The 26,763-nt window shown below is 70.6% G+C and carries 30 protein-coding genes and 1 rRNA gene; 12 read left to right on the top strand and 19 right to left on the bottom strand.

What is annotated here, in order from left to right:
* A 16S ribosomal RNA gene (locus AB0G10_RS07795) occupies positions 1-292 on the bottom strand; the annotation flags it as partial.
* A gap of 403 nt (positions 293-695) precedes the next feature.
* Positions 696-1,952: a tyrosine--tRNA ligase gene (gene tyrS / locus AB0G10_RS07790; RefSeq protein ID WP_360917900.1), complete on the bottom strand. Its 1,257-nt coding sequence runs from the start codon at positions 1,950-1,952 to the stop codon at positions 696-698.
* Positions 1,953-2,012: 60 nt separating this feature from the next.
* On the opposite strand from tyrS, the gene AB0G10_RS07785 reads away from it, so the two are divergent.
* On the top strand, positions 2,013-2,795 hold the full coding sequence (locus AB0G10_RS07785; protein WP_360917899.1) for a UDP-galactose-lipid carrier transferase: 783 nt from the start codon (positions 2,013-2,015) through the stop codon (positions 2,793-2,795).
* Between the two features lie 54 nt (positions 2,796-2,849).
* On the top strand, positions 2,850-3,506 hold the full coding sequence (locus AB0G10_RS07780) for a hypothetical protein (RefSeq protein ID WP_360917898.1): 657 nt from the start codon (positions 2,850-2,852) through the stop codon (positions 3,504-3,506).
* A gap of 129 nt (positions 3,507-3,635) precedes the next feature.
* Here the strand turns inward: AB0G10_RS07780 and ptsP are convergent, their stop codons facing one another.
* From ptsP to AB0G10_RS07740, 8 genes are all read right to left on the bottom strand, one after another.
* A complete protein-coding gene (gene ptsP / locus AB0G10_RS07775) occupies positions 3,636-5,285 on the bottom strand; it encodes a phosphoenolpyruvate--protein phosphotransferase (protein WP_360917897.1) in 1,650 nt (549 codons plus the stop codon).
* On the bottom strand, positions 5,278-5,553 hold the full coding sequence (locus AB0G10_RS07770) for an HPr family phosphocarrier protein (protein ID WP_360917896.1): 276 nt from the start codon (positions 5,551-5,553) through the stop codon (positions 5,278-5,280). Before AB0G10_RS07770 ends, ptsP begins: the two co-directional genes overlap by 8 nt.
* Before the next feature lie 10 nt (positions 5,554-5,563).
* Complete coding sequence (locus tag AB0G10_RS07765) at positions 5,564-6,604, bottom strand: zinc-dependent dehydrogenase (RefSeq protein ID WP_360917895.1); 1,041 nt, start codon at positions 6,602-6,604, stop codon at positions 5,564-5,566.
* A complete protein-coding gene (locus AB0G10_RS07760; protein ID WP_360917894.1) occupies positions 6,601-7,044 on the bottom strand; it encodes a PTS sugar transporter subunit IIA in 444 nt (147 codons plus the stop codon). Before AB0G10_RS07760 ends, AB0G10_RS07765 begins: the two co-directional genes overlap by 4 nt.
* Positions 7,037-7,345, bottom strand: coding sequence for a PTS lactose transporter subunit IIB (locus AB0G10_RS07755; RefSeq protein WP_360917893.1), 309 nt, complete (start codon positions 7,343-7,345; stop codon positions 7,037-7,039). The genes AB0G10_RS07760 and AB0G10_RS07755 overlap by 8 nt, the downstream gene beginning before the upstream one ends.
* Entirely contained in the window at positions 7,345-8,508 is a 1,164-nt protein-coding gene (locus AB0G10_RS07750; RefSeq protein WP_360917892.1) for a PTS mannitol transporter subunit IICB, read from the bottom strand. The genes AB0G10_RS07755 and AB0G10_RS07750 overlap by 1 nt, the downstream gene beginning before the upstream one ends.
* 99 nt (positions 8,509-8,607) lie before the next feature.
* Positions 8,608-9,564: a 1-phosphofructokinase gene (gene pfkB / locus AB0G10_RS07745; RefSeq protein ID WP_360917891.1), complete on the bottom strand. Its 957-nt coding sequence runs from the start codon at positions 9,562-9,564 to the stop codon at positions 8,608-8,610.
* Positions 9,561-10,322, bottom strand: coding sequence for a DeoR/GlpR family DNA-binding transcription regulator (locus AB0G10_RS07740; RefSeq protein WP_360917890.1), 762 nt, complete (start codon positions 10,320-10,322; stop codon positions 9,561-9,563). The genes pfkB and AB0G10_RS07740 overlap by 4 nt, the downstream gene beginning before the upstream one ends.
* A 259-nt stretch (positions 10,323-10,581) precedes the next feature.
* Here AB0G10_RS07740 and AB0G10_RS07735 point away from each other — a divergent pair, with 259 nt between their 5' ends.
* Positions 10,582-12,033: an FG-GAP-like repeat-containing protein gene (locus AB0G10_RS07735; RefSeq protein ID WP_360917889.1), complete on the top strand. Its 1,452-nt coding sequence runs from the start codon at positions 10,582-10,584 to the stop codon at positions 12,031-12,033.
* Positions 12,034-12,053: 20 nt separating this feature from the next.
* Positions 12,054-12,269, top strand: a complete 216-nt coding sequence (locus tag AB0G10_RS07730; protein ID WP_360917888.1) for a hypothetical protein — start codon at positions 12,054-12,056, stop codon at positions 12,267-12,269.
* A 3-nt stretch (positions 12,270-12,272) separates the two neighbouring features.
* Here the strand turns inward: AB0G10_RS07730 and AB0G10_RS07725 are convergent, their stop codons facing one another.
* The 3 genes from AB0G10_RS07725 to AB0G10_RS07715 are packed head-to-tail and all read right to left on the bottom strand — an operon-like array spanning position 12,273 to position 14,078.
* Complete coding sequence (locus AB0G10_RS07725) at positions 12,273-12,920, bottom strand: nucleoside monophosphate kinase (protein ID WP_360917887.1); 648 nt, start codon at positions 12,918-12,920, stop codon at positions 12,273-12,275.
* On the bottom strand, positions 12,913-13,488 hold the full coding sequence (locus AB0G10_RS07720) for a hypothetical protein (RefSeq protein ID WP_360917886.1): 576 nt from the start codon (positions 13,486-13,488) through the stop codon (positions 12,913-12,915). The genes AB0G10_RS07725 and AB0G10_RS07720 overlap by 8 nt, the downstream gene beginning before the upstream one ends.
* A 56-nt stretch (positions 13,489-13,544) precedes the next feature.
* The gene (locus AB0G10_RS07715; protein ID WP_360917885.1) at positions 13,545-14,078 is read right to left on the bottom strand and encodes a type II toxin-antitoxin system PemK/MazF family toxin; all 534 of its coding nucleotides are present in this window, start codon (positions 14,076-14,078) and stop codon (positions 13,545-13,547) included.
* Positions 14,079-14,178: 100 nt separating this feature from the next.
* Between AB0G10_RS07715 and speB the strand changes: the two genes are divergently transcribed.
* Positions 14,179-15,228, top strand: a complete 1,050-nt coding sequence (gene speB / locus AB0G10_RS07710; RefSeq protein ID WP_360917884.1) for an agmatinase — start codon at positions 14,179-14,181, stop codon at positions 15,226-15,228.
* On the opposite strand, the gene AB0G10_RS07705 is transcribed toward speB, so the two are convergent.
* The 4 genes from AB0G10_RS07705 to AB0G10_RS07690 all read right to left on the bottom strand — a co-directional run bounded on the left by AB0G10_RS07705 (position 15,217) and on the right by AB0G10_RS07690 (position 17,769).
* Positions 15,217-15,798 (bottom strand): TetR/AcrR family transcriptional regulator, encoded by a 582-nt coding sequence (locus AB0G10_RS07705; protein WP_360917883.1) that lies wholly within the window; start codon positions 15,796-15,798, stop codon positions 15,217-15,219. The genes speB and AB0G10_RS07705 overlap by 12 nt on opposite strands.
* A 24-nt stretch (positions 15,799-15,822) precedes the next feature.
* Positions 15,823-16,563, bottom strand: coding sequence for a CAP domain-containing protein (locus tag AB0G10_RS07700; protein WP_360917882.1), 741 nt, complete (start codon positions 16,561-16,563; stop codon positions 15,823-15,825).
* Between the two features lie 112 nt (positions 16,564-16,675).
* A complete protein-coding gene (locus AB0G10_RS07695; RefSeq protein WP_360917881.1) occupies positions 16,676-16,885 on the bottom strand; it encodes a DUF397 domain-containing protein in 210 nt (69 codons plus the stop codon).
* Between the two features lie 14 nt (positions 16,886-16,899).
* Complete coding sequence (locus AB0G10_RS07690) at positions 16,900-17,769, bottom strand: helix-turn-helix transcriptional regulator (RefSeq protein WP_360917880.1); 870 nt, start codon at positions 17,767-17,769, stop codon at positions 16,900-16,902.
* A 248-nt stretch (positions 17,770-18,017) separates the two neighbouring features.
* Here AB0G10_RS07690 and AB0G10_RS07685 point away from each other — a divergent pair, with 248 nt between their 5' ends.
* From AB0G10_RS07685 to AB0G10_RS07670, 4 genes are all read left to right on the top strand, one after another.
* Positions 18,018-18,254, top strand: coding sequence for a hypothetical protein (locus tag AB0G10_RS07685; RefSeq protein ID WP_360917879.1), 237 nt, complete (start codon positions 18,018-18,020; stop codon positions 18,252-18,254).
* Positions 18,255-18,311: 57 nt separating this feature from the next.
* Positions 18,312-19,016: a class III extradiol ring-cleavage dioxygenase gene (locus tag AB0G10_RS07680; protein WP_360917987.1), complete on the top strand. Its 705-nt coding sequence runs from the start codon at positions 18,312-18,314 to the stop codon at positions 19,014-19,016.
* Between the two features lie 134 nt (positions 19,017-19,150).
* Entirely contained in the window at positions 19,151-19,786 is a 636-nt protein-coding gene (locus tag AB0G10_RS07675) for a DNA-3-methyladenine glycosylase (protein ID WP_360917878.1), read from the top strand.
* On the top strand, positions 19,783-20,610 hold the full coding sequence (locus AB0G10_RS07670; protein ID WP_360917877.1) for an MBL fold metallo-hydrolase: 828 nt from the start codon (positions 19,783-19,785) through the stop codon (positions 20,608-20,610). Before AB0G10_RS07675 ends, AB0G10_RS07670 begins: the two co-directional genes overlap by 4 nt.
* Here the strand turns inward: AB0G10_RS07670 and AB0G10_RS07665 are convergent.
* The gene (locus tag AB0G10_RS07665) at positions 20,558-22,807 is read right to left on the bottom strand and encodes an ATP-binding domain-containing protein (protein ID WP_360917876.1); all 2,250 of its coding nucleotides are present in this window, start codon (positions 22,805-22,807) and stop codon (positions 20,558-20,560) included. The two genes, AB0G10_RS07670 and AB0G10_RS07665, sit on opposite strands and share 53 nt — an antisense overlap.
* Positions 22,808-22,945: 138 nt before the next feature.
* On the opposite strand from AB0G10_RS07665, the gene AB0G10_RS07660 reads away from it, so the two are divergent.
* The 3 genes from AB0G10_RS07660 to AB0G10_RS07650 all read left to right on the top strand — a co-directional run bounded on the left by AB0G10_RS07660 (position 22,946) and on the right by AB0G10_RS07650 (position 26,302).
* Positions 22,946-23,458 (top strand): hypothetical protein, encoded by a 513-nt coding sequence (locus AB0G10_RS07660; RefSeq protein WP_360917875.1) that lies wholly within the window; start codon positions 22,946-22,948, stop codon positions 23,456-23,458.
* A gap of 82 nt (positions 23,459-23,540) precedes the next feature.
* Complete coding sequence (locus tag AB0G10_RS07655) at positions 23,541-24,866, top strand: pyridoxal-dependent decarboxylase (RefSeq protein WP_360917874.1); 1,326 nt, start codon at positions 23,541-23,543, stop codon at positions 24,864-24,866.
* Positions 24,867-25,279: 413 nt separating this feature from the next.
* Entirely contained in the window at positions 25,280-26,302 is a 1,023-nt protein-coding gene (locus AB0G10_RS07650) for a hypothetical protein (RefSeq protein WP_360917873.1), read from the top strand.
* Between the two features lie 41 nt (positions 26,303-26,343).
* Here the strand turns inward: AB0G10_RS07650 and AB0G10_RS07645 are convergent, their stop codons facing one another.
* A complete protein-coding gene (locus AB0G10_RS07645; protein WP_360917872.1) occupies positions 26,344-26,757 on the bottom strand; it encodes a CBS domain-containing protein in 414 nt (137 codons plus the stop codon).
* Positions 26,758-26,763: the final 6 nt, after the last annotated feature.

Raw genomic sequence — 26,763 nt, 5'->3', positions numbered from 1 at the left:
TCTCAGGCCGGCTACCCGTCGTCGCCTTGGTAGGCCATTACCCCACCAACAAGCTGATAGGCCGCGAGTCCATCCCGAACCGAAAAACTTTCCACACGCACCCCATGCGAAGGCGTGTCGTATTCGGTATTAGCCCCCGTTTCCGAGGGTTATCCCAAAGTTCGGGGCAGGTTACTCACGTGTTACTCACCCGTTCGCCGCTCGAGTACCCCGAAGGGCCTTTCCGCTCGACTTGCATGTGTTAAGCACGCCGCCAGCGTTCGTCCTGAGCCAGGATCAAACTCTCCAACAAAATCTGTGGAAAATCTGATTCCCAGCAACATGATATGTTGCCAAAGGAATCTCCCACCCATCCCCAAAGAGATGAGCCGGGGTATTGCCATAATTGGCACTGGCTTATCAAGCACCCTGTTGAGTTCTCAAAGAACAACCGCACACCATCGTGATGACTGGGGCCATTTGTTCGACCCGCAGAACTGTACACGACCCGAAGCCGTGATCAATTCTGAGGTTCCTCCAGGACGGCCGCTCCGGGCCTCTTTCGAGTCCCGCTCGCTCGCCCGTCTCCCTGGCGGCTTGGAAAACATTACAGGCACATGTCCGCGAAGCCAAATCGGCCCGCCGCGACGTGGGTCACAGCGGGCCGATGAGCACGAAATCCAGCAAAGATCAGAGGAAAACCTCAGGTCAGAGCGCTATTTGACGATCTCGACGCCGGCGAACGTCCGCTTGCCGCGGCGCAGGACCAGGAACCGGCCGTGCAGCAGAGCCGATTCCGGAATCACGGCCTCGCCGTCGGTGATCCGCTCGTTGTTGACGTAGGCGCCGCCCTCACTGATGGTGCGGCGTGCCTCGTTGGCGCTCGCCACGAGACCCGCCTCCTTCAAGAGAGCACCCACCGCAGGGAGCTCCCCCCGTACGGAATGAAGCCCTGCCTCGGACAAGGCGGCACGCAGGGTCTCCGCCGAGAGCTCGTCCAACGAACCTCGCCCGAACAGCGCCTGGCTCGCCGCGACCGCCTGGTTCGCCTCCTCCTCGCCGTGCACCAGCGCGGTGATCTCGAAGGCGAGAGCACGCTGGGCCAGCCGCGCCTGGGGACGCTCGGCGGTCGCCTTCTCCAGCTCCTCGAGCTCCTCGCGGGACTTGAAGCTGAAGTACCGCAGGTACTTGCTCACGTCCCGGTCATCGCTGTTGATCCAGAACTGGTAGAAGGAGTACGGGCTGGTCATCGCCGGATCGAGCCAGACCGCGCCGCCCTCGGTCTTGCCGAACTTGGTGCCGTCGGCCTTCAGGACCAGCGGGGTGACGAAGGCGTGCACCGGGCCGGCGCCGCGGCGGCGCACGAAGTCGACGCCCGCCGTGATGTTGCCCCACTGGTCGGAGCCGCCGAACTGCAGCATGCAGCCGTGCTGGACGTGCAGCTGGTAGAAGTCGTTCGACTGCAGGAGCTGGTAGCTGAACTCGGTGAAGCTGATGCCGCTCTCCAGCCGGTTGCGCACCACGTCACGCGCCAGCATCTTGTTGACCGGGAAGTGCTTGCCGACGTCGCGCAGGAACTCGATCACCGAGGTCGGGCCGGTCCAGTCCAGGTTGTTGACCAGCGTGGCCCCATGAGAACCCTCGTACGTGACGAAGGGCGAAAGTTGCGAGCGGATCCTCTCCACCCAGCCCTGCACCACCTCCGGCGGGTTGAGGCTGCGCTCACTGGACTCCCGGGGGTCGCCGATCTGCCCGGTCGCGCCGCCGACGAGCAGCAGCGGCCGGTGCCCGGCCTGCTGGAGCCGGCGGGCGGTCAGCACCTGCATGAGGTGGCCGACGTGCAGCGAGGCGGCGGTGGGGTCGAAGCCCACATAGAACGTGAGCGAGCCGCCGTCGAGCGCCTTGCGCAGCTCGTCGGCATCGGTCGAGTCCTGGATCAGTCCGCGCCACAGCAGGTCGTCTACGAGAGTCACGCACGGATTGTCCCGCACCCGCCGCTGCGGATCACAGCGGGTTTGGCGGATGCTAGGCGGATGGGTCACCTGGGTAGTGCGAAACCGCCGATCGACATCTCCAAGAAGAAGGCCGAGGAGCGCCTGGAAGCGGCACAGGAGCGGTTGCTCCGGCTGCGGCTGCTGCTCGGCGGGCAGATCGGCGCCAAGAAGATCGGGCCGCCACTCTGCGTGCTCTTCGAGGGCTGGGACGCGTCCGGCAAGGGCGGCGCGATCAAACGACTGGTCAGCATGATCGACCCACGCCACGTCCGGGTCTCGCAGTTCGCGGCGCCGACGTACGACGAGAAGCGGCACCACTTCCTGCAGCGCTTCTGGCAGGTGCTCCCCGGCAACGGCGGGATGACGGTGCTCGACCGCTCCTGGTACGGCCGGGTCCTCGTGGAGAGGGTCGAGGGCTTCGCGACCACCGAGCAGTGGAAGCGCGCCTACGACGAGATCGTCGAGTTCGAGCGCACCCTGACCGCCGAGGGCATGATCCTGATCAAGTTCTGGATGCACGTCTCCGAGGGCGAGCAGCTGCGCCGCTTCGAGGATCGCCGGGACGACCCTCTCCGCTCGTGGAAGCTCACCGATGAGGATTGGCGAAATCGAGAAAAGCGTCCCGCGTACGAGGCAGCGATCGAAGACATGCTGGAGAAGACCGACAAGCCACGGGCTCGCTGGAAGGTCATCCCCGGGGACAGCAAGCCCTATGCGCGGCTCGCCGTGGTCGAGCACGTCTGTCAGGTGCTCGAGACGAAGCTCGCAAAGCGGGGGTACGACCTGGAGGCAGCGAGCCAGCCCGGTAACCCGCACGCGTGACCGCCGTGGCGTTTCTGTCCGAAATACGGGGAAATGGCCGATAATCTGCGCCGCATGAGCAGGTTCTCCCTCCGCACGGCCGTCCTGTCGCTGGGCCTCGCCGGCGTCGCACTGACGGCCGGCCAGGCCCTGGCAGCACCCGCAACCGAGCCGCCGCCGGCCCCGGCCCCCGCCGCCGCGCCGGTCGCGCCGGTCGCAGCGCCGGACAAGGCGGCAGAAAACCCCGACAATTCGGTCGCAGTAACCGGCGGAATGCCCGGCACGCTTCCCGCCGCGCCGGCTGAGAAGCCGGCCTCCGCCCCCGCAAAGCCGGCAGCCGGGCCCGCGGCTGCGGCCAAGCCGAAGCCGGTCAAGAAGCCGGCCGGGCCCGCGGTGGCCGTGGTCGTCGTCCGGACCGGGGGCGTCGCGGGCGGTGGTACCTCGGTCTACACCCTGGTCGGCAGCGACAGCGCGCACACCGCGCGGATTCTGGGGCTCGCCTCCAGTGCCGAGTTCCGCGAGCTGCGGTCCCGTTACATCCCGAAGAACAGATGTTGTGACCGGTTCGAGTACACGATCGAGGTCGGCTACCGGAACGGCGTGAAGAAGAGGATCGAGACCCTGGCGGGCACGGCCGGCACGCCGCAGGTGCTCCTCGACGTCATCCGGCTGATGGAGACGATGCCGGCGCCGGAGCCGATCACGTTCGCGCCCGGTTTCCCCTTCAACTGACCCCCTCTCGCCGCGATCTTGTGAATCTCCACAGGAACGGCCCTGCAGGAATTCACAAGATCGCGGAAGAGCGGGCGAGCGGGCGAGCGGGCGAGCGGGCGAGCGGGCGAGCGGGCGAGCGGGCGGACGCTAGGCGACCAGCTTGCGCGCTGACAGTGCGTCCGGGGCTGCCACTGCCAGGGACGCCAGGCGGCGGCATTCGTCCAGGGAATGGCCGGACAGCGCGTGCCGCACCGCCGGTAGCGCGCGCGGCGACATCGACAGGCTGGTCACGCCGAGGCCTACCAGGATCGGCGCGAGCGCGGCGTCGGAGGCCGCCTCGCCGCACACCCCGACCGGTTTGCCGGCGGCGAGTCCGGCCTCCCCGCAGATGCCGATGAGCTGCAGCAGCGCCGGCTGCCACGGGTCGAGCAGATCGGCCAGGGTGCCGCACATCCGGTCGGCGGCGAAGGCGTACTGGCTCAGGTCGTTCGTTCCGATGCTCAGGAAGTCGACCACTTCGAGCAGGTCACGGGCGCGCAGGGCGGCGGCCGGCACCTCGATCATCACGCCGGCCCTGGGCAGTCCCGCGTCGCGGACGGCGGCCGCGAACGTGGTGGCCTCGGCGAGCGTGGAGACCATCGGCGCCATCACCCACACGTCGGCGCCGGTCTGCGTCCGGGCCTCCGCGATCGCGGCGAGCTGCGTCGCGAGGACTTCCGGGCGCTGCCGCGCGATGCGCAGGCCGCGCACGCCCAGGGCGGGATTGGGCTCACCCTCCTGGTTCAGGAACGGCAGCGGTTTGTCGGCCCCGGCGTCAAGGGTACGAATGACGACCCTGCGGCCGGCCATCGCGGCGAAGACGGCCCGATAGGCCTCGACCTGCTCGTCGAGTCCCGGTTCCTGGGTGCGGTCGAGGAACAGCAGTTCGGTCCGGAAGAGGCCGACCCCCTCGGCGCCCACCTCGTCGGCGGCGGCGACGTTCTTCGCGGATCCGACGTTGGCGAGCAGCTTCACCCCGTACCCATCGGCGGTCTGACCCGGACCGGACGATGCCGCAGCCGCGGCAGCCACCTCGGCCGCCGCCCGCACCGCGGCCTCGGCCTCGGACGGGGAGATGCCCGCGTCGATCCGACCGGCGGCGCCGTCCACCAGCACGTGCGTGCCCTCGGCGACCTCCAGGATGCCCGGGCAGGACACCACCGCGGGCAGGCCGAGCGCGCGGGCCAGGATCGCGGTGTGGCTGGTCGGCCCGCCGATCTCGGTGACCAGCGCCTTCACGAACGCGGGGTCGAGGTCGGCGGTGTCGGCCGGCGCCAGATCCTTCGCCGCGAGCACATACGGATGGCCCGGCTGCGGCACACCCGGCATCGGCAGGCCGAGCAGCACCGCGACGGCCCGGTCGCGCAGGTCGTCGAGGTCGGCGACGCGTTCGGCGAGGTAGCCGCCGGCCGCTTCGAAGGCCTCGCGAAATGTCCCGAATGTCGCACTGACGGCGTGCGGTGCGTCGTCGCCGTCCTCGACGCGCTCCCGGATGCCGTCCAGAAGCGCCTCGTCGTCGACCATCATCGCCTCGGCACGCAGCACCTCGGCGACCGTCGCATCGGTCGCGCGGTCGGCTCGTGCTCCGAGATCCGCGGCAACCGAAGCGAGCGCTGCGGCAGCACGCGCGATCTCCGCCTCTACGTCAGAGACAGGGTAGGGCGGGGGCAGTGCCGGGACCGCGGCGATCCGCAACAGCGGACCGGCGGCGACCCCGGCACAGACCCCGATCCCGGTGAGCGTGGACACCTCAGGCATCGGAGGCGTCCAGGTCGCGGGCGAGCAGCGCGGCCAGATCGTCGAGGGCCGCGTCGGCGCCCTCCCCCTCGGCCTCGAGGATGACCTCGGTGCCCTGCTTGGCGCCGAGCGCGAGCACCGACAGCATGCTCTTGGCCGGCACCGGCTTCTTCTCGCCGACCCGGATGGTGACCTTCACCGGGGCCGCCGCGGCGGCCTCCACGAAGATCTTGGCGGGACGGGCGTGCAGGCCGCTGGCGGAACCGACGGCGACAGTGCGCGTGGGCATGGCAACTCCCCTAGGGCTCGATGGTGACCTTGATGGCCTCACCGCGGGCGACGATGCCGAAAGCGTCGATCGCGCCCTCCAGAGGCAGGCGGTGCGTGATCAGGTCGGCGACCGGCACGGCGCCGGTGGCGACCAGCTCGAGCGCCTCCTTGTTGTGCGCCGGGCTGGACCCGTTCGCGCCGACGATCATGAGTTCCCGGTAGTGCACCAGGTTCGAGTCGCAGGTGATCGTCGGGTTGTCCTTGGGCAGGCCGCCGAAGAAGCTGATCCGGCCCTGCCGGGCGGCCATCTCGATCGCCTGCTCCTGCGCCCTGCCGGACGCGGCCGCCGTGATGATGACGTCGGCGCCCCGGCCGCCGGTGAGCTTGCGGACCTCCTCGATCGGGTCCACCTCGGCCGCGCAGATGGCGGCGTCCGGCTTCACCAGGTTCGCGGCCATGTCGAGGCGCTCGCGGTTCAGCTCGACCAGGAAGACCCGGGCGGCGCCGCGGGCGCGGGCCAGCCGTACGTGCAGGCACCCGATCGGGCCGGAACCGATCACCACGACGTCGTCGCCCTCGCCGACCCGGGCCAGGTTCTGCGCGTTGAGGGCGCAGGCCAGCGGCTCGGCCACGGACGCCTCGGCGAACGAGACGCCGTCCGGGATCCGGTTCAGGCCGTCGACCTTCAGGACCTCCTTCGGTACGACCATGAACTGCGCGAAACCGCCCTCGAAGTGGTAGCCCATCGAGACCTGGTTCGGGCAGACCGTCATCCGGCCCCGCCGGCACTCGGCGCACTCACCGCACGGGATCGCGGCGATGACCTGGACCCGGTCGCCCTCGGCCCAGCCGTCGACGCCGTCGCCGACCGCGACGATCTCGCCGGCGATCTCGTGGCCCATCACCCGCGGCGGGTGGATGTGGTGGTGGCCGAACTTCGAGATCTTGACGTCGGTGCCGCAGGTGGAGCAGTTCCGGACGCGGATCTTCACCTCACCGGGGCCGGCCTCGGGTTCCGGCATGTCCTCGAAGCGGACGTCGCCGGGAGCGTGGAATCGCACGACCTTCATTCGGAGCCTTCCTCGATGTGTCCTAGCAGGTTGATCACGGTGTCGGCGTCGGTGGCCTCTCGCAAGGCCCGTGCCTGGTCCTCGTCGAGCAGGACCTCGGCGAGGGCGGCGAGCAACTCGACGTGACCGTCACCGGCGGCGGCGATGCCGACGCAGACGATCACCCGCTCGCCGTCCCAGTCGACGCCGTCCGGGAAGCGGAGCACCGCGAGGGCGTCCCGCTTCACCAGGGCCTTGCCGTCGAGGGTGCCGTGCGGAATGGCGACACCCCCGCCGACGTACGTGGAGATGGACTTCTCCCGGGCCAGCATCGTGTCGACGTATCCGGGCTCGGCCGCGCCGATCTCGACCAGCGCCTCGCCGCACTGCCGGATCGCGTCCTCTTTGGTCGCGGCGCTCTGCCGGAGCAGGATCGCCCGGCGGTCCAGCAGCTCAGACATTGATGTCGGAACCCTGCTGGATGGCCTTGACGACCTTCGTCACGGCCGGGTCGCCCAGGAAGATCTGGAACGGCACGATCGGCTTGCTCGGCGCCACCGAGCGGGCCCGGGCGGCCAGTCCGCTGTGGCAGACCACCAGGTCGGCGTCGTCGGGGATCGAGTTCACCGGGGTGTGCTCGACGGTGACGCCGCTCTTGCCGAGCTGCTTGCGCAGCGTGCTCGCCAGCATCACGCTGCTGCCCATGCCGGCGTCGCAGGCGACGACCAGCTTCTTGATGTCCTTGCCGTTGATGGTTGCCATCACTTGCCTCCTGTTGTGGAGTCGGTCACGGTCTCCTCGGCGGAAGCCTCACGCTGGTGGGGGATCTCCGCTTCCGTCGCGACCTCTTCCTCGGCCGCGTCGAGCTCCTGGTCGGACTTGAGCTTGCCGAAGCCGAGCAGCAGGGAGGCGACGCCGAACGTCACCAGGGCGGCCAGTGTGACGCCGAGGATCATGCCGAAGTAGCCGTCCTTCGCGGTCACCGCGGCGAAGGCGAAGATGCTGCCCGGCGCGGGGGACGCGACGGTTCCGGTGCCGGTGATCATGAAGGTCGCGACGCCGGTCATGCCGCCGGCGATCATGGCGAGGATCAGGCGCGGCTTCATCAGCACGTACGGGAAGTAGATCTCGTGGATGCCGCCGAGGAAGTGGATGATCATCGCGGCCGGGGCGGACGGGCGCAGCGACCGCGGCCCGAAGAACAGGTAGGCGGCGAGCAGGCCGAGACCGGGACCGGGGTTCGACTCGATCATGAACAGGATCGACTTGCCGGACTCCTGGACCTGCTGCACGCCGAGCGGGCTGAACACGCCGTGGTTGATGGCGTTGTTCATGAACAGCACCTTGGCCGGCTCCACCAGCACCGACACGAGCGGCATGAGGCTGTGCGCGAGCAGCCAGTCGACGCCGTTGCCGGCCGCCTTGGTGATGCCCTCGACGATCGGGCCGATGCCCACCTTGCCGAGGATCGCGAACGCGCCACCGATGATGCCGGCCGAGAAGTTGTCGATCAGCATCTCGAAACCCGGACGGACCTTGTCCTGAATCAGAGAATCGAAGAGCTTCAACACGTACGCCGTGAGTGGACCGATGATCATCGCACCCAGGAACATCGGCACTTCCGCGCCGACCACGACACCGAACGTCGCGACCGCACCGACGACGGCGCCGCGCTGGCCGTGGACCATCCGGCCACCGGTGTAGCCGATCAGCACCGGGAGCAGGTACTTGATCATCGGGTCGACGAGCTGGGCCAGGTTCTCGTTCGGGATCCAGCCGACCGGGATGAAGAGGGCGGTGATCAGACCCCAGGCGATGAGCGCGCCGATGTTGGGCATGACCATGCCGGCGAGGTGGCCACCTATCTTCTGGACGCGGGCCTTGAAGCCCGTGCCGGTGACCTGGGGTGTGTAGGTAGAAGCCATGACGATCTCCATTCGTCGCCAGGGGTCCGCCCTCTTTTCCGACTTATCGGATTTTTCGGGCGGTGAGGGGGTGAGAGGGGGTGGTGCGGGTATCCACACTCAGTCGCGGCTGAGTGGCCTTTCCCGATCCGGATCACGGTCGATGCGGATCTTCGTACGATCGAGGTCTCGGGGTCCCGGCATCCGGCTTCCCGGAAGGCTCACCGCGGCCGCGCCCCACGCCAGGCCCTCGATCAGGGCCTCCTCGCCGGACGCGCCGGCCGCCAGGAACCCGGCCAGCAGCGCGTCGCCGGCGCCGACCGTGCTGCGCGGCACACTCACCGGCGAGACACCGGTCAGCACCGCGGACTCGCTCACCAGCACCGCGCCCGCCGCGCCGAGGCTGGCCAGGACGGTGCCGGCGCCGGCCTCGCGGAGCCGTTCACAGGCGTCGATGACGTCGCCGAACGTCGCCAGCTCCCGCCCCGCCGCCTCGGCCAGCTCCTCGCGGTTCGGCTTGATCAGGGCGGCGCCCGCCGCGACCCCGGCGAGCAGCGCCGGGCCGCTGCTGTCGACGGCGAGCCGGACCCCGGACTTGACCAGGCGCTCGCAGAGGTCGGTGAAGGCGGCGACGGTCGGGCCGGGCGGCAGGCTGCCGCAGATGACCATCCACCCGGCGCCCGTCGCGGCCGCCAGCACCGCCTCGCTGACCTGGACGAACTCGGCGTCCGTGAGGGTCGGCCCGGCCTCGTTGATTTTGGTGACCGTGCCGTCCGGCTCGGCCAGGGTGATGTTGGAACGTGTCCGCCCGGCGATCGGCACGGCCAGCATCTCGACACCCTCGGCGTTGAGGAGGTCGACGAGCTGATCGCCCTCGGCGCCGCCGGCCGGCACCACGGCGGTCGAGCGGATCCCGTTCGCGAGCAGCGCCCGGGACACGTTGACGCCCTTGCCGCCCGGGTCGATGTGCGAGTCGGCGGCGCGCAGGACCTCGCCGCGGATCAGCGCGTCGACCTCGAGGGCGCGGTCGACGCTGGGGTTGAGGGTGACGGTGATGATGGATTTCGCGGCGGTCACGCTTTCACCAGCCGCACGCCGGCCGTCTCGACCTCGCCGGCCAGCTCGCCGTCGAGACCGTTGTCGGTGATCAGCAGGTCCAGGTCGTCGAGGCCGCCGAACCGGGCCAGGTAGTCGTTGCCGATCTTGGTGTGGTCGGCGAGCAGCACCACCCGGCGGGCCGCCGCGATCATCGCCCGTTTCACCGCCGCCTCGGCCGGGTCCGGCGTGGTCATCCCCCGCTCGACGCTGCATCCGTTGGTGCCCATGAACGCGACGTCGACATACATGTCGGCGAGCGGCCGCATCGCCCAATCGTCCACCGTGGCCATCGTCTTGCCGCGCACCCGGCCGCCGAGGAGCAGCACCGTGAGGTTGGGCTTGAGGCCGAGCGTGGACGCCAGCACCGGCGAATTGATCACCACGGTCAGCTCGCGGTCGGCCGGCAGCAGCTGGGCGAGGCGGGCCGTCGTGGTCCCGGCGTCGAGGATGATCGCCCCGTCCTCGGGGACCTCGGCGAGCGCCGCCTTGGCGATCCGCTCCTTCTCGCTGATCAGCACCGCGTCGCGGGTGGCGAGGGCCGGCTCGAACCCGAGCCGCTCCACCGGGATGGCGCCCCCGTGCACGCGGCGCAGCACACCGGCCCGCTCCAGAACGGTCAGATCCCGGCGGATCGTCTCGGCCGTCACGCCGAAGGTGTCGGCCAGCGTGACCACGTCGACCCGGCCCTCGGCCCGGGCCCGCTGGACGATCTCCTGCTGGCGTTCCTCCGCGTACATCCACTCACCGCCCCGCTCGTTTTGGCTTTGTCTTTGTTTACGCCCGCTTGTGCCCGAACGCAATATGTCAAAGAGATTTCGGTCTCCTTACGCGGCAACTTTTCCGCGGGGAGACCGACCAAAGTGGCACGGAGCGAGATATCGGGCGCACTCGACGTAACGGATGGAAGATCACAACTCCCCGCGATGTCCGTTCGTGTGGGGACGCGGCGCGCACGCAGCATTTAAGATCTTGCACATTTCGATACGGGAGGGCATCTTGCCTCGATCGCTCCGGAGAGCCGCCGTGCTCTCCCTGCTCGCCGTCCTGGCGAGCCTGCTTCTCACCCCGAAGCCGGGCTTCGCCGTGGACGTCGTCGTACCGTCCACGCCGCAGACCGTGCGGGTGCTGAGCTACAACGTCTGCGGCGCCTACACCTGCCAGTACACCGGCGCGGCGGCCACCTGGACCCAGACCCTCGACCAGACGATCCAGCGGTGGGACGCCGACGTCCTGATGCTCCAGGAGACCTGCCGGGGCCAGTTCGACCGGCTCACCGCCGTGCTCGGGCCGCGAGGCTACAAGGGCGTCTTCCACGCGTCCGCGGACGCGGGCAACGCGACGGTCGCGAACGGCTGCCCGAAGTGGGGAGGCGCCCTGGAGTTCGGGCTCGCCACGTTCGTCCGGACCTCGTCGACGCAGGCGCTGTCCTTCGACCTCGCGGTGCCGGAGAACTTCACCACCGCGCCGTCGGTCCTGTGCACGAGGAGCCCGGTGGACGGGCAGATGACGCTGGTGTGCAACGCCCACCTCGCCCAGGGCGTCTACAACGGAACCGTCATGGACAACGGCATGAGCCAGATCATGCCGCAGCTCGGCGTCTGGGCCGCGGGACTGCCGGTGCTGTTCGGCGGCGACTTCAACGCGCGACCCACCTATGCCGCGATCAAGGTGCTGCGCAACGACCTCGGCCTGGGCCCGTGGGCCGAGGTGGACGAGGCCGACAACCAGCCCACCACCGGAGCGAAGATCGACTACGTCTTCGCGCCGACCCGGCACTTCGACTCGCTGCAGGGCACCGTCGAGGATCCGGGGCTGTCCGACCACAGGCTGCTGGTCGGCGTGCTGAACCCGAAGCCGCGCACGCCGGGCACCCAGGCCGGCGACCTCACCGGCGACGGCGTGGGCGACCTGCTCGCCGTCCAGGACAGCGGCCAGTTGCGCCTGTACGGCGGCGTCGGCGGCGGCCGGCTGTCCACTCCGTACCGCCTGCTCGCGTCCGGCGCGGAGTGGAAGAACGCCCGGGCCGTCCACCGCGGGGACTGGACCGGCGACGGCTGGGAGGACGTGGTCGCGGCGGTCGACGACGGCCTCTGGATCTACCCGAACACCGGCACGGGCGAGCTCGGCGCGCGCATCCCGATGGGCAACATCACCGAGACGTGGTCGTCCGCCACGAAGATCGCGGCGCCCGGCGACATGACCGGTGACGGCGCCCCGGACCTGCTCGTACAGAGCGCTTCGAGCGGCAACTGGTGGCTCTGGAGCGGCATCCCGGACGCGGCCACCGGCAAGCCGACGCCGGCACTGCGGCGCGGCCCGCAGTCGTTCGGCGGATCCGCCCTCGCGCACGCCGACATGCTGCCGGCCGGCGACCTGAACGGGGACGGCCTGGCCGACACGTGGAACCGCAACCCGTCCACCGGTGCGATCTCCCGCTCCTCACCGTAGCGGGCGCCACCGCGGGCACCGTGACGGCGGGCGCCCCGGTCGCCGTCGGCAGCGGCCGGCCGGCGTCCGCCTGGCCGCTCGTGGCCACCGGCGGCGACGGCGGCCAGCCGAATCTGTGGTCGGCGAACGCGGCCGCCGGCACGCTCTACTACAACCCGTCGGCGGGCCCCGACAAGCTGTCCGGCCAGGTGCTCGTCGGCAACGGCGGCTGGCAGTCGGTCACGTCGCTGTCCTAGGGGTCACCCCTTGTAGGGCGGCAGCCCCAACGTCGTACGGATGGCCTGTTGCACCTCTTCCAGGGGCGGCCGGCCATCCACGTCGTGCACGACCTCCTTGCGCCGGAACAGCTCCAGCACCGGCCGGGTCTTCTCGTGATAGTCCCGGAGGCGCGCCTCGAGCGCCTCCGGGGTGTCGTCGGCCCGGGTGACCAGCTCGTGGCCGCAGATGTCGCAGCGGCCCTCCTGCTCGGGGCGGTCGGCGATGAGGTTGTAGTCCATGCCGCAGTTCGGGCAGAGGCGGCGGCTCAGCACCCGTCGGCGCACCTCGTCGTCGGGGAGCTCGAGGTGGATGACGGCGTCGATGTCGTAGCTCTCCATGAAGAACTCGGCCTGCCGGCCGTTGCGCGGGAAGCCGTCGATGATGAAGCCGTAGTTCCAGTCGTGCTGGTCGAGCCGCCGCCGGACCACCGACTCGACGAGATCGTCGCCGACCAGCTCGCCGGCCGCCATGATCCGCTTGACCTGGGCGCCGATCTTGGTGTGGTTGCGGACCTGCCAGCGGAAGATGTCGCCCACGCTGATGTGCACGAGGTCGAACTCCTCGCGCAGCAGCTGGCTCTGGGTGCCCTTGCCGCTGCCTTGGACTCCCATGATCACGTATTTACGCATCCGAGGCTCCCACGAGCAGGGGACCGGGCGCGATCCCGGTCAGAGTGGTCGGGTCAATGCTCCACGCGGCCGCCACCCGGAACACGTCGCGCTCGGCCACCAGCACGGTGGCGTCCTCGTCGAGCTCGGCGGGCAGGCCGGCGTCCCGCTCGGCCGGGCCGGGCTCGCCGAACCACGACGTCACCTCGCCGGTCTGTCCTACGTAGCCGAACGCGCGCACGAGCTCACCGTCCACCGCGCGCTGCCATCGGTGCAACTCGGTGACCCGGTGGGTGGCGAAGTACTGCACCTCGGTGCCGAGCGTCGCGGAGAGCCCGACGATGTCGAGGTCGGGCCGCATCAGCCGGCGGCCGGCGGCGAGCACCCACGTGGTGTCCCGGGCGCCGGCGAGCGGCGGGGTGATCGCCACCCGGTCGTCGGTGAGATGGGCCAGGTCGAGTCCGTCGCGCCAGGTGACCGAGCCGAGGTCGCGGAGGCCGAGCGCGGCCAGGACCGCGCCCGGCTCGCTTCCGGATACGGCGAGCCAGGCCTGTTTACCGCCGAAGCCGGTCATGACGTCCACATCCATATCGCAAAACTATCCGGATCACGCGCGAACTGCCCCGTTACGCCGGTCTCAGCGGGTTACGGCCATCCGTACGTGCGCCGCAGGATCGCGGCCACCCGATCGAAGCGCTGACGGTCCAGGATCGCGCCCTCGCGCCGGATGCCGTCCTCGTCGACCTCGACGACCCGGTCGAGGCGTACCCAGCTCGGACGTGCCTCACGGTCCCAGTCGCCGGGGCCGAGAGCCAGCCAGTGCCGCTGCCCGTCCCGCTCGCTCTGGCTCGACAGCATGAGGCCGAGCAGCGTGTTCGCGTCCCGGCCGACCACCAGCACCGGGCGGTCCTTGCCCTGGCTCGGGTCGTCCTCGTAGGGCACCCACGTCCACACGATCTCGCCCGGGTCGGCGTCACCGTCCAGATCGGGCGCATAGGCGAGGTGCCTGCCCCGCGGCTTCGGGACGACCCGCGCGGGCTTGGCCGGCGCCGGCTTGGCCTGCGGCCTCGCCGCCGGCTCGGGGGCTTTCGGCGCCGGCTTGGGGAGGGGCTTTTCCTGTACGGGCGGAGCACCCGATCCCAGCAGTTCGCGGAAGAACCTTCTCAACGATTCGAACACCGCGCCACCTTACGAGGTTGATCAACCGGGCGCACTGTACGGCCGTACTGTATGGCGATACAGTCCGCGCCGAGCCGCTCCGTCGGAAAGGATGAGCCGCATGACCCGCTACGGACCGATGTTCGGACCGGACTACACGTTCCTCGGTGTCCCGGCCTGTGACTGGCAAGAACCGGAGACCTACGCCGACGCCGATGTGGTGATCATCGGCGCGCCCTTCGACGGCGGCACCTCGCACCGGCCCGGCGCCCGCTTCGGGCCCCAGGTGATCCGCGGCACCGACTACCTGCCGCAGGACGGCTCCCGCCCGCACATGGCGATGCGCGTCGACGCGCTCACCGGCGACCTCACCGTGAAGGACGCCGGCGACCTCGAGGTGTTCAGCGGCGAGATCCAGCGCAGCTGCGCCACGATCGAGGAGGCCGTCGCCTTCATCTCGAAGAACGGCGCCATCCCGCTCATCCTCGGCGGCGACCACACGATCACCTGGCCGGACGCCACCGGCGTATCCCGCACGCACGGCAAGGGCCGGCTCGCCCTCATCCACTTCGACGCACACGCCGACACCGGCGACATCGAGTTCGGCTCGCTCTACGGGCACGGCCAGCCGATGCGCCGCCTCATCGAGTCCGGCGCGGTCCGCGGCGACCGGTTCCTCCAGCTCGGCCTGCGCGGCTACTGGCCCGGCCCGGAGACCCTCGACTGGATGGCCGACCAGCGGATGAACTCGTTCCACATGAGCGAGATCGTCGAACGCGGCCTGGACGCCGTACTGGACAGCGCCTTCACGATCGCCATGGACGACTGCGACGGCGTCTTCCTCTCCGTCGACATCGACGTCTGCGACCCGGGGCACGCGCCCGGCACCGGAACCCCGGAACCCGGCGGCCTCACCGCCCGCCAGCTGCTCGACGCCGTATCCCGCATCTGCCACGAACTCCCGGTCGTCGGCATGGACATCGTCGAGGTGTCCCCGCCCTTCGACCACGCCGAGATCACCGCGATGCTCGGCAACCGGGTCGTCCTCGAGGCCCTCTCCGGCATGGCCCGCCGGCGCAAGGACGGCGACGGCCCGCGCTGGAAGAGGTCCACTCCCCTGCTGGAGGGCCGCGGAACCCGGTCACCGTCAGGTGGCACTTCAGCGTCCTAGGAGCCTAGTCAGGCCGTCGGTGAGAAGTTCTCGGGCGGCGGCTCTCGGCAGGTCTGGATCACCGAGGACCACCGGCAGCGCCAGGCCGTCGATGAGGGCGAGGACGAGGCGGGCCGTCTCCATCGGGTCGCCGAAGCCGCCGGCCCTCACCTCGGCGGCGATCAGGTCGTGCCATCGGCGGTAATCGGCGAGGACGTCCGCCCGTACACTCGCATCGCGGGACGCCCACCGCCAGCTCTCCACCCACAGCCGCCAGGCGGTGTCGCTGCCCACCGCGCCGGTCAGATGCGTCGCCACCGTCAACAGGCGCTCCCACGGGTCGGAGAGCGCCGCGAGGCGCTCGCCGACCAGGTCGAAGTCGCGCTGCGCGGCATGCCGGAAGACCGCGATGAGCATGTCCTCGCGGGTGCCGAAGTAGTACTGGAGGGTGGAGACGCCGACGCCGGTCGCCGCGGTCACGTCACTGAACCGGGTGGCGTCGGCGCCCCGGGCCGCGACCACCTCACCGGCGGCCGCGAGGACCTCGGCGCGCCGGTGCGCGGATCGGCGTCCGGTGCTGGGTGAAGTCACCCGCGCAGTGTCTCAACCCGGTGATCAGCCCACGAAGTCCTGGGTCATCCAGGTCACGCCGTCGCCGTCCCGCACGACGCTCAGGCCGATCCGGGTGAAGCCCTTGTTCAGCAGGTTCTTCCGGTGGCCGTCCTCCGGCGGGACCTCGGCCAGCATCGAGTCGGTCAGTCCGTTCGCGGCCTTCACCTGGGCGGCGTTGCTCGCGGCGCTGGAGCCGTACCCGATGTTCTCGCCGGCGCTGCTCCACTTGACGTCCTGCGCCGAGAAGCGATCCCCGAGACCGGCCTCGTCCGGGCACTGATGCGACAGGCCGCAACCGTCGATCATCAGCTGGGTGTGGACGGCCGCGGCCTTCGACAGGCCGGCGTCGAGGGTGAGCTCGCCGAGACCCTCGCCGGCGCGGGCCGCGTTGATGTGCGCGAGGACCTGCTCGACCACGCTGCCGTTGGAGGCCGCGGCGGCCAAGGGCTTCCTGGTCGCCTTCTTGGTGGTCTTCGCCGGCGCCTTCTTCGTGGTCTTCGCCGGCGTCGGGGACGGCTTCCTCGTCTTCGATGTCGCCTCAGGGGAACTACTCGGACTCGGGTCCTCGCCCTCGCCGCCGCCGGGAACCCCGGCGGCGGCGAGCGGGACGTCCACCGAGGTGGGGGAGGGAGTCTCGGCAGACCCTTGCGTCAGACCCGCCACCGTGAAGGCGGTGCCGATCACCACTGCTGTCGTACCCGCCACCAGGGTGTAGCGGAACTTCGCGGCAGCGGAGAGCGGCACGGGGGATTCACCTCGGTGGTCCGGGCAGGGGGACAACGCCCGACCACTATGCGCGAGGGTTCCGCCGGGTTCCCGCGCGCAAAGGATTCCTTAAGGTTGCTCTCAACGAGTTCTAAGCCTCGATGTCGAACTCGCCGTCGCGCACCCCGGCGATGAAGGCCCGCCACTCCGCGTGCGTGAAGATCAGCGTGGCGCCGTCCGGGTCCTTGGTGTCGCGGATCGCCACGATGCCGGGCAGGTTCCCGGCCACCTCGACGCAGTCGCCCCCGTTGCCGCCGCTCCGCGTGCTCTTGTGCCAGACGGCACCGGTCAGGTCGGTCACCGTTCCCCCTTTGTCTAGAGGTGTTTGATGATCTCGCCGATCAGGTCGTCCGAATCGGCTTGGCTCAGCGCGGTGGCATCGATTTCGGACCAGACCGATTCGTACGTCTCCACCTCCGCGAGCTTATCGAGGTAGAGCGCGCCGGTGAGGTTCTCGCAGTAGATGGTGGTCGGCTCGGGCGACGCGGTGCCGACGGCCGGGAACTCGAGGATCGTGAACTGCCCGGAACTGGCCGCCTTGTGCGGTCCGGCCGCGAACGGGATCACCCGTACGCCGATGTTCTCCCGGGTCGACGCGTTCACCAGATGGGCCAGCTGTTTCTGCATGCCGAGGGTGTCCGGGATGGCCCGCCGGAGCACGCCCTCGTCGATGATCACTTCCAGTCGCGGGGCCTCGGGGCGTCGCCTGGTCAGCAGCGACTGGCGCTCCAGCCGTACCGCCACCGCGTTCTCGACGGCCGCCTCGTCGTCGCCGTGCCACATCCGGAACACGCACTCCGCGTACTCCCTGATCTGGAGCAGTCCGGGGATGACGCTCGGGGCGTACGACCGGAGCCGGCTCGCACCCTGTTCCATGCCGACGTAGAGCTCGAACCAGGCGGGGACGACGTCGCCGTACGCGTGCCACCAGCCCTTCGCCTTCGACTCGGCGGCCAGGCCGATCAGCACCTCGGTGATCTGCCCCGGCGCCGCGTAGACCGAGCACATCGCGATCACATCGTGCTTGCGCACCGGAACCTCGCCGTTCTCGATCCGGTACATCCGGGCCCGGGAGAACTCCAGCTCCTGCGCCGCCGCCATCAGCGAGATGCCGGCCTGCTCCCGCAACTCCCGCAGCAGGCGGCCGACCTGCCGGCGCGGCACGGTTGAGCCGATCTCGGTCATCGATGCTCCTCGGTGGTGCGTGTAGCGAACTCGGTGATACGTGTAGCGAACTCGGTGATACGTGTAGCGAACTCGGTGGTACGTGTAGCGAACTCGGTGGTGCGTGTATCGAACGAGACAATCGGATCGCCCCGCGCGAGACGTCGAGAATCCATTTCCGGGAATCTCGCCGACTCGGCTTGAGTCCGCAGCCTAGGGCAGCCAGGCTCCATTGTGTAGCCGGGAAATCGCTGAGGGTGAGTGTGGGCATGCTGGTTCCGCGGACCGAACACGTCGGTGACCGCCCGTCGTGGGACTGCGGGGTCTGCGGCCGCCCGTGGCCGTGCGCCACCGCGAAGGTCGAGCTCGCCGAGCAGTACCAGAGCTTCCCGCACGGCCTCTCCGTCTACTTGGGATCGTGCATGCTCGAGGCGATCGACGACTGGGCGGCGGGGACCGGAGGGCCCCCGGCCGACCTCTACGAGCGGTTCCTCGGCTGGCTCTAGCTGGAAAGTTGAACCTTCAAGTAAGCTGGTGATCGTGTCTTCGACGACGGAGCGTGGCTGCGGCAGCTCTTCGACTGGTCGCAGTCGATGCCGAAGCCGCACGACATCCTGATCGTCTCCGCCCACTGGGAGAGCGCGCCCCCGACCCTGTCCGCGCCGGACGCGCACACCCCGCTGGTCTACGACTTCGGCGGCTTCCACCCGCGCTACTACACGATGCGCTACCCGACGCCGGCCGCTCACGCCCTGGCCCGCCGGGTGTCGGCGACACTGCCGGTGCACCAGCATCCGACGCGCGGCCTCGACCATGGGGCCTGGGTGCCGCTGATGGCGATGTACCCACTCGCCGACGTGCCGGTCCTGCAGCTCAGCATGCCCACCCAGGACCCGGCCGGACTGATGGCGATCGGCGCCCGCCTGCGCGAGCTGCGCGCCTCCGGAACCCTGGTGATCGGCTCCGGCTTCATGGTCCACGGCCTGCCGTTCCTGACCCGCGAGATGGTCCTGCACGGCGCCGTACCCTCGTGGTCCTCGGAATTCGACGCCTGGGCGGCCGAAGCGCTCGGCCGTGGTGACGTGGACGAGCTGGCGGCCTACCGGGATCGGGCGCCTGGGATGCCCTACGCCCACCCGACCCCGGACCACTTCACGCCGCTCTTCGTGACGCTGGGTGCGGCCGACCGTCCCGATGCGGCGGTGCGCACGGCGATCGACGGCTACATGATCGGTTTTTCGAAGCGCTCGTTCCAGACGGTTCCCTGATCTTCTTCCCGTCCGCGGTCCATTGCTGTCGCGGCGCTGCCGGGCCGTCGTCGTGGAGGCAGTGGGGTGGGCTCGGCTGCAGGGTGGTGCGGGCCGGGTTCGGGGGACGGCGGCGGGTGTGATGGGGTTGGGGTGTGACTTCGTGGGTGGAGCTGCCGGCGGCGCGGGTGGACGAGGCGGCCCGGCTCCTGCTCGGGTGGCGGCTCAGGGCCAACGGCGTGACGGTGCGGCTCACCGAGGTGGAGGCGTACAGCGGGCTCGGCGAGGATCCGGCCAGCCATGCTCATCGGGGTGTCACCAACCGGAACGCGGTGATGTTCGGGGAGGCGGGGCGGCTCTACGTCTACCAGATCTACGGGATGCACTTCTGCGCGAACGTGGTCTGCGGCGAGACCGGCAGGGCGGCGGCGGTGCTGCTGCGCGCCGGCGAGGTGGTCGACGGGCTGGAGACGGCGCGGGAACGGCGTCCGGCCGCGCGCCGCGACGCCGACCTGGCGGCCGGCCCGGCGAAGCTCATGCAGGTGCTGGCCCTCGACCGCAGCGCCAACGGCACCTCACTCCTCGACGGCACCGGCCCAGCCGAGATCATCCCGCCCGACAAAACGGAAATTTCCGAAATTTCCGCTGGGCCCCGCGTCGGCGTCACCTCCGCCCACGACGTCCCCTGGCGGTTCTGGATCAAGGATGACCCCACGGTCAGCGCCTACCGCCGCCACGTCAAGAAGACCCGACGTTTCGCCGATCGGCCCGGGGGAAGCCACTCCGGATGACACCGGAAGCCACCGCCACCTTCGTCGGCAACGCCACCACGCTGCTGCGCCTCGGCGCGTTCACGATGCTCACCGATCCGGCCTTCAGCCCCGCCGGCAGCCGCACCTACCTCGGTTACGGCGCGTGGACGCGACGGCTGCGAAACCCCGCCCTAGGGTACGAGGAACTGCCGGTCCCCGACTTCGTCCTGCTGTCCCACCTGCACGGCGACCACTTCGACCGCACGGCCCGCCGGGCGATCCCGCGGGACATGCAGATCGTCACCACCGTGCAGGCGGAGAAGCGGCTGCGCCGCAAGCACTTCGAGGCCGCCCGCGGGCTGCCCACCTGGGACGCGCGGGAGTGGCGCCGCAACGGGGAGCTGCTCCGGATCACCGCGCTGCCCGGCCGGCACGGCCCCGGATTCGTCGACCACCTGCTGCCCGACGTGATGGGCTCGCTGATCGAGTGGGAGGTGGACGGCGAGCGGCTGCTCCGGCTCTACATCACCGGGGACACGCTCTACCGCCCGTACCTCTCCGAGATCCGCGACCGCTGCGGTGAGATCGACGCGATGCTGGTCCACCTGGGCGGCACCCGGCTGCTCGGCCTGCTGCTGACCATGGACGGCAGGCAGGGCGCCGACCTGACCGGGCTGATCCGGCCGGCGCTGACCCTGCCGATCCACTACGACGACTACAAGGTGATGAAGTCGCCGCTCAGCGACTACCTGGACGAGTGCCGGAAGCGGTCGATCACGGGGGTGCAGCCGATGGGCCGCGGCGAGACGGTCAGCCTGCTGCCGGTGGGCGGACGACTCCCAGGCGCCGCGTCGAACGGGTGAGGGCCACGTACAGATCGCTGGTCCCCCGTGGCGACTCGGATCGGATCGCGTCCGGGTCCACGACGATGACGCTGTCGAACTCGAGGCCCTTCGCCTGGGCGACGGTCAGCAGGACGGCGGGCTGCTCCAGATCGTCGGTGCTGAGCGAGGGAAGCGCGGCAGCCAGCGACTCGATGTCCGACGAGGGAGCGATGACCGCGAGGCGACCGCCCGCGACTTCGGCCGACTCGGAGGAGACGATCTCGCGCAGGTCGCCCGAGGACTCCCAGGGTTCGACGCCGGCCGCGCGCACCGGCCGCGGCAGGGTGATCTCCGGGAGCAGGCGGCCGGTGTACTCCATGATCTCGGCCGGCGTCCGGTAGCTGACGGTCAGCTCGGCGAGCCGCCAGCGGTCCCGCACGTACGGGCCGAACACGTCGGCCCAGCTGCCGGCGGCGCCGATGGCACCGGTCTGGTCGAGGTCGCCGACGACGGTCATCGAGCGGCTCGGGCAGCGGCGCATCAGGAGCCGCCACATCATCGGCGAGAGTTCCTGCGCCTCGTCGACGATGACGTGGCCGAACATCCAGTTCCGGTCGATGACGGCGCGCTCGGCGGCGGAGAGCGACTCCCGGTCCCGGTAGCGCTCGGCCAGCATGTCGGCCTCCATGATGTCGGCGACGTTCGGGATGGCCGCCTCGTCGTCGTCCTCCAGCTCGTAGGACTTCGAGCCGGCCGTGACGTCCAGGACGCCCTGCGCGTAGGCGAGCTGTTTCCGCAGCTGCCGCTCGGCGGCCTCGCGCGTTTCCCGGTCGTCCTCGCCGAGCAGTTCGGCCGCCTCGTCGAGGAGGGGCACGTCGGCGGGCGAGAAGGAGTCGGCCTTTGAAGAAGGCCTGTACAACAACTCCCTCTCCCCCGGCGTCAGCTGCGGCGCCGCCGACGCCAGCGCCTCCCTCGACGCGAAGAGGTCGGTCAGCAGCCGCTGCGGCGTCAGCACCGGCCAGAGATCGTCGAGCACCTCCCGCACGGCCGGATCGGTGGCGAGATCGGCGCGGATGTCGGCCCGGTCCGCGTCGTCGAGCAGGTTGTCCGAGGTCAGCGCATCACCCTCACCCAGCGGATCGTCCCAGAACGGGTCATACCCGATCCGCTCGGCCACCTGCGCCGCCAGATCGTCGAGCAGCGCCCTTTCGAAGATCGGCCGGGCGAGATTGTGCAGAAGACCGGAGGACCGAGCATGGGTACGGGCGGAGTCCACTGCCTGCGGCGTCACCACGAGGTCATGGCGGTCCACGGTGATCGGCACTCCGGAGGCGGGCACGCGTTCGCGGTCCCGTACCGAAGCCTCCAAGATCTCCACCATCCCGGCGCGACCCTTGATCTCGGCCGTCGCCGGCGGCTCCGGCCGCCCGGCGGCGATCCCCGGGAAGAGGTCGCCCGGCGTCGCCAGCAGCACCCCGGTCTCGGCGAGGGACGGCAGCACCTGCGAGATGTACCGGAGGAACGTCGCGTTCGGCCCGACGATCAGCACGCCGCGGGCGCTGAGCTGCTCGCGATGGGTGTAGAGCAGGTACGCGGCCCGGTGCAGCGCCACCGCCGTCTTGCCGGTGCCGGGGCCGCCCTGCACGACCAGCACGCCGCTCAGGTCCGCGCGGATCACCCGGTCCTGCTCGGCCTGGATGGTCTCGACGATGTCGCGCATCCGGCCGGTCCGGTTCGCGGTGAGCGCCGCCAGCAGCGCCGCCTCGCCGGTCACCGTCGTGGCGGTCGCCCGGGCCGGGTCGAGGATCTCGTCGTCGACGTCCACGACGACGCGGTCGCGGGTGCGGATGTGCCGGCGGCGGGAGACGCCGTGCGGGCTGATCGCGGTCGCGACATAGAAGGGGCGGGCGGCCGGCGCCCGCCAGTCGATCAGCAGCGGCGGGTCGGTGTCGTGCAGCCCGATCCGCCCGATGTGCAGGGTGTCGTCGGTGGCGTCCAGGCGGCCGAAGCAGAGGCCCTGCTCGACCGCTTCCAGCTGGGACAGCCGGACGGCGTGGCGGCGGGCGCTCGCATCGCGCTGGGAACGGGCCTCCGGTGTGCCGCCTCCGGTCAGCCGGACCTCGTCGAGGCGGTGGCGTTCCCGGTCCCGCAGGTCGTCGAGGTGCCGGTAGATCCGGGCGAGATTCCGCTGCTCCTCCGCGAGTGCTGCCGCTCGATCGCTTGACAGACTTGACAAGACGCCTCCCAGGCCATATTCTGAAGCTGGATTTCTCGGCTCGCTGCCCACAAAGCAGACGGCAGCCTTCGACGTTAGCACGGCACCTTCAGGCGAAACAGCCACGCGCGCGCGGCCGGGACACTAGCGTCTCCAGTGATGATCTCGCGCCGGGGACTGCTGCTGCTCAGCGTCATGTGCGGGGCCGGCGTGCTGTGGTCGGCCGGCCTCATCGTGGCCCTCACCGCCGGCGCGCGGCCGTTCACCGCGGCCGTCGCGGTCGGGGTCGCCGCCTTCCTCACCGTTCCGGGCTTCGCGGCCGGGATCCTCGGCAACCGCCGCGGGTACCGCACCCAGCAGCCGTTGCGGCCCTGGCGCCTCGCGTCCTGGGTGCCGCCGCACGTCCCGCACTGGGCCGCGGTCGTGGCCGGGGTGTTCTTCTTCGGGTTCTGGCTGACCGTGGTGCTGGCGTTCGCGACGCTCGACGGCAACCCGGCGATGCGGGACGGCCGCTACGTGCTGGAGGACCACGACCGGGTCATCGAGGTGAACCAGGTGACGTACGACCGGCAGAGCGACCACCAGCAGCAGATCTCGCTCGGGGTGCTGGGGGCGTTCGCGGTCGGCGGCGCGTTCCTCTGTGCGGCCCGCGCCACCGACCACGAGCACTAGTCAGGTCCGGCTCGCTGGGCCGCCTCCTTGAGCTGCTGAAATCCGACCGTTCGGCGGCGGCCGGCCGTCCTACCGTGGGCGGGTGGACATCGATGAGGTGCTGGCCGCCGCGGCCCGGATCGCCACCGAGTGGCTGACCAGCCTGGACAGCCGGCCGATCGCCCCGGCCGCGAGCCTCGCGGAGATGCGCGAACGGCTCGGCGGTGACCTGCCGGAGGGCCCGCTGCCGCCGCTCCAGGTGGTCGAGCAGCTCGCCGAGGCGGCCGGGCCCGGGCTGCTCGCGAGCCCGTCCGGCCGGTTCTTCGGGTTCGTCATCGGCGGCGGGGTGCCGGCCGCGGTGGCCGCCGACTGGCTCACCGCGGCCTGGGACCAGAACGCCGGGCTCTACGCCGCCGGCCCGGCCGCCTCGGTCGTCGAGGAGGTGGCCGGCGGGTGGCTGCGGGACCTGCTCGGCCTGGCGGCGGGAAGTTCGTTCGCGTTCGTGACCGGCTGCCAGGCGGCGCACGTGACGTGCCTGGCCGCGGCCCGCCACGAGGTGCTGCGCCGGGCCGGGTGGAACGTCGAGGAGGACGGCCTCGCCGGGGCGCCGCGGGTCCGGGTGGTGGCCGGCGCGAACCGGCACGTCACCGTGGACCGGGCGCTGCGGCTGCTCGGGTTCGGCACGGCGTCGGTGACGACGGACCTCGCCGCGCTCGTCCCGGGCGAGCCGGCGATCGTGTGCGCGCAGGCCGGCGACGTGAACACCGGCGCCTTCGACGACCTCGCGGCGATCGCCGGACGCTGCGCCGAGGCCGGCGCGTGGATGCATGTGGACGGCGCGTTCGGACTGTGGACGCGGGCCGCTCCGGCGCTGCGCCATCTCGCGGCCGGGGCGGAGCGGGCCGACTCGTGGGCGTTCGACGCGCACAAGTGGCTGAACGTGCCGTACGACAGCGGCATCGCGTTCTGCCGGCACCCCGAGGCGCACCGGGCCGCCATCGGCGTCACCGCGTCCTACCTGGTGCAGGGCGGGGCGGGGGCGCCGCGCGACCAGCTCGACTGGACCCCGGAGTTCTCCCGCCGGGCGCGCGGCTTCGCGGTCTACGCGGCGCTGCGCTCACTCGGCCGCTCCGGCGTCGCCGACCTGGTCGAACGGTGCTGCGCCCACGCCCGCCGCTTCGCCGAGGGGGTGGCCGCGCTGCCCGGCTGCGAGGTCCTCGACGAGGTCGTGCTCAACCAGGTCCTCTTCCGCTTCGCCGACGACGCGGCCACCGACCGGGTGCTGCGCGCCGTCGTCGACGGCGGCGAGGCGTGGATGAGCGGCACCACCGTGCACGGCCGCCGCGCCATCCGCCTCTCCGTGATCAACTGGCGCACCACCGAGCACGACGTCGACCGCGCCCTCGCCGCCTTCCGGGCCGCCGTCTAGCCGGCCGGCACCCCAGCCCACGTGTTGAATAGAGGTCCGCTACGCACCCCAACTCAACACACAGCACAGCAACCGAACCAGCGTGTTGAATTGAGTACCGCTGCGCACCCCAACTCAACACACGGCACGGCAACCGAATCAGCGTGTTGAATTGAGTACCGCTGCGCACCCCGACTCAACACACAGCACAGCAACCGAACCAGCGTGTTGAATCGAGGTCCGCTGCGCACCCCAACTCAACACACGGCACGGCAACCGAACCAGCGTGTTGAATTGAGTACCGCTGCGCACCCCAACTCAACACACGGCACGGCAACCGAATCAGCGTGTCGAGTTGGGGTAGGCGGGGCGGGGACGGGGGTTGTCGAGTAACGGACAGGTGTGGGTGATCATCGATCACTTACCGTGGTCGGATGGAGATCCGCCTCTGGTCCGTCGTCGCCGAGGAGGTGGCGCTCGCCTCGGCCGGGCCGGGTGCGGAGCAGGACGGCGGGACCGGGGCGTGGTTCGCGGCGGGGCCGGACGCGCTCGTCGTGGTCGTCGAGGCGGGTGTTCGTACCCATGAGGATCTGACCCTGCCCGGTCCGCTGCCACGCCCGGTGGCGCGGCATCTCGCGCGCGGGCCGCAACCGGCGATTGTGGTGTTCGCGCGGCTGAAGGAGGGGTGTCTCGCGCTCGGCTCAGCGCAGGTGACCCGGCTCGCCCACCGGCGCGGCGCGGTGCAGGACCTGGGTCTGCGCCTGGACGCGCCGCTCCCCTACGACCTGCTGGACCGGGTACGGCCGACCGGGCCGCCGGGACCGCAGCCGCCCGCCGACTGGGTCGGTCTGCTGCCGCACGATCCGGGCGGGGCACTCGAGCGGTTCATCGCGGGCTGGTACGCCGGCGTTCCGGCCGTTCCGGCGGTCAGCCCCGCGCCGGGACCGCTCGCGGCCTTTCATCGGGCGGCGGCCGGGCGCGCCGAGGTCTACGGCGGCAGCCTGCAGATCTTCCACGAGGAACCGGCCGGGGAAGGGCTGGTCACTTTCGGTCAGGCAGCCGACGGTACGTTCACCCTCCTCACCGAGCCGGGCGCCGCCGATCCCCGCGTCTGGTACCACGGACTCAGTGATCAGCCGCTGAAGGAGCGGGAGCGTCTCGGGCCGTACCTGTTGATCGCGGCCCTGACCCACGCCGCGATGGACTCCTCCCCCGGCGGCATGGCCTTCGTCGACAAGGCCCAGGCCCGGCGCATCGTCGGCCCGCTGCGACGGGTGCCGCTGCGCCCGGCGCGCTGGCCGTGCGCGCGGTCCCGCTTCTACGTCGGGCCGGGCGTGGTGGCGCTGGTCGGCGAGGACGACGGCGACTGGTACGAGGTGTACGTCGGCGCCCGGCACCGCTCGCTGCTGCGCCGGCTCCGCAAACTCGGCCTGGACTGGGAATCCTTCGACGGCTGAGAGACGGCTGGGCCCGGGCGGAGCCCAGCCGTCGGATCCGGCTACTCGCTGATCGCGTCGATCAGGTCGCCGACCGGGCGGTCCGGCAGCGCGCGGGCCACGTCGGCGACCGCCACGATCCCGACCAGCTGGTGGCCGTCGATCACCGGCAGGCGGCGGACCTTGTACTGGCCCATCGTGCGCAGGATCTCCGCGGCGTCGTCGTCGGCGCCGATCGTGATCGGCTTGCCCTGTGCCAGCTCGGAGGCCGGCACGTCGGCCGGGTTCCGGCCCTGCGCGAGGGCCTTCACGACGATGTCGCGGTCGGTGAGCATGCCGTGCAGGCGGTTGTCGTCACCGCAGATCGGCAGCGAGCCCACGTTGAGGTCGGACATCTTGCGTGCCGCGTCCGCGAGCGATTCCTTCTCGCCGACGCAGGTGACGTCCCGGGTCATGATGTCGCGGGCGGTGGTCATCGGATG

The organism is Actinoplanes sp. NPDC023714 (genome assembly GCF_040639855.1).
In the GTDB taxonomy this organism is placed as follows: Bacteria; Actinomycetota; Actinomycetes; order Mycobacteriales; family Micromonosporaceae; genus Actinoplanes.
This window is presented reverse-complemented; position numbering and strand designations above follow the sequence as displayed.

Excerpts from the sequence above, each read along its gene's own strand:
- AB0G10_RS07785 (WP_360917899.1), top strand. The coding sequence starts at position 2,013 with ATGGGTCACCTGGGTAGTGCGAAACCGCCGATCGACATCTCCAAGAAG.
- AB0G10_RS07780 (WP_360917898.1), top strand. The coding sequence starts at position 2,850 with ATGAGCAGGTTCTCCCTCCGCACGGCCGTCCTGTCGCTGGGCCTCGCC.
- ptsP (WP_360917897.1), bottom strand. The coding sequence starts at position 5,285 with ATGCCTGAGGTGTCCACGCTCACCGGGATCGGGGTCTGTGCCGGGGTC.
- AB0G10_RS07770 (WP_360917896.1), bottom strand. The coding sequence starts at position 5,553 with ATGCCCACGCGCACTGTCGCCGTCGGTTCCGCCAGCGGCCTGCACGCC.
- AB0G10_RS07765 (WP_360917895.1), bottom strand. The coding sequence starts at position 6,604 with ATGAAGGTCGTGCGATTCCACGCTCCCGGCGACGTCCGCTTCGAGGAC.
- AB0G10_RS07760 (WP_360917894.1), bottom strand. The coding sequence starts at position 7,044 with ATGTCTGAGCTGCTGGACCGCCGGGCGATCCTGCTCCGGCAGAGCGCC.
- AB0G10_RS07755 (WP_360917893.1), bottom strand. The coding sequence starts at position 7,345 with ATGGCAACCATCAACGGCAAGGACATCAAGAAGCTGGTCGTCGCCTGC.
- AB0G10_RS07750 (WP_360917892.1), bottom strand. The coding sequence starts at position 8,508 with ATGGCTTCTACCTACACACCCCAGGTCACCGGCACGGGCTTCAAGGCC.
- AB0G10_RS07740 (WP_360917890.1), bottom strand. The coding sequence starts at position 10,322 with ATGTACGCGGAGGAACGCCAGCAGGAGATCGTCCAGCGGGCCCGGGCC.
- AB0G10_RS07725 (WP_360917887.1), bottom strand. The coding sequence starts at position 12,920 with ATGCGTAAATACGTGATCATGGGAGTCCAAGGCAGCGGCAAGGGCACC.
- AB0G10_RS07720 (WP_360917886.1), bottom strand. The coding sequence starts at position 13,488 with ATGGATGTGGACGTCATGACCGGCTTCGGCGGTAAACAGGCCTGGCTC.
- speB (WP_360917884.1), top strand. The coding sequence starts at position 14,179 with ATGACCCGCTACGGACCGATGTTCGGACCGGACTACACGTTCCTCGGT.
- AB0G10_RS07690 (WP_360917880.1), bottom strand. The coding sequence starts at position 17,769 with ATGACCGAGATCGGCTCAACCGTGCCGCGCCGGCAGGTCGGCCGCCTG.
- AB0G10_RS07685 (WP_360917879.1), top strand. The coding sequence starts at position 18,018 with ATGCTGGTTCCGCGGACCGAACACGTCGGTGACCGCCCGTCGTGGGAC.
- AB0G10_RS07670 (WP_360917877.1), top strand. The coding sequence starts at position 19,783 with ATGACACCGGAAGCCACCGCCACCTTCGTCGGCAACGCCACCACGCTG.
- AB0G10_RS07660 (WP_360917875.1), top strand. The coding sequence starts at position 22,946 with ATGATCTCGCGCCGGGGACTGCTGCTGCTCAGCGTCATGTGCGGGGCC.
- AB0G10_RS07650 (WP_360917873.1), top strand. The coding sequence starts at position 25,280 with ATGGAGATCCGCCTCTGGTCCGTCGTCGCCGAGGAGGTGGCGCTCGCC.
- AB0G10_RS07645 (WP_360917872.1), bottom strand. The coding sequence starts at position 26,757 with ATGACCACCGCCCGCGACATCATGACCCGGGACGTCACCTGCGTCGGC.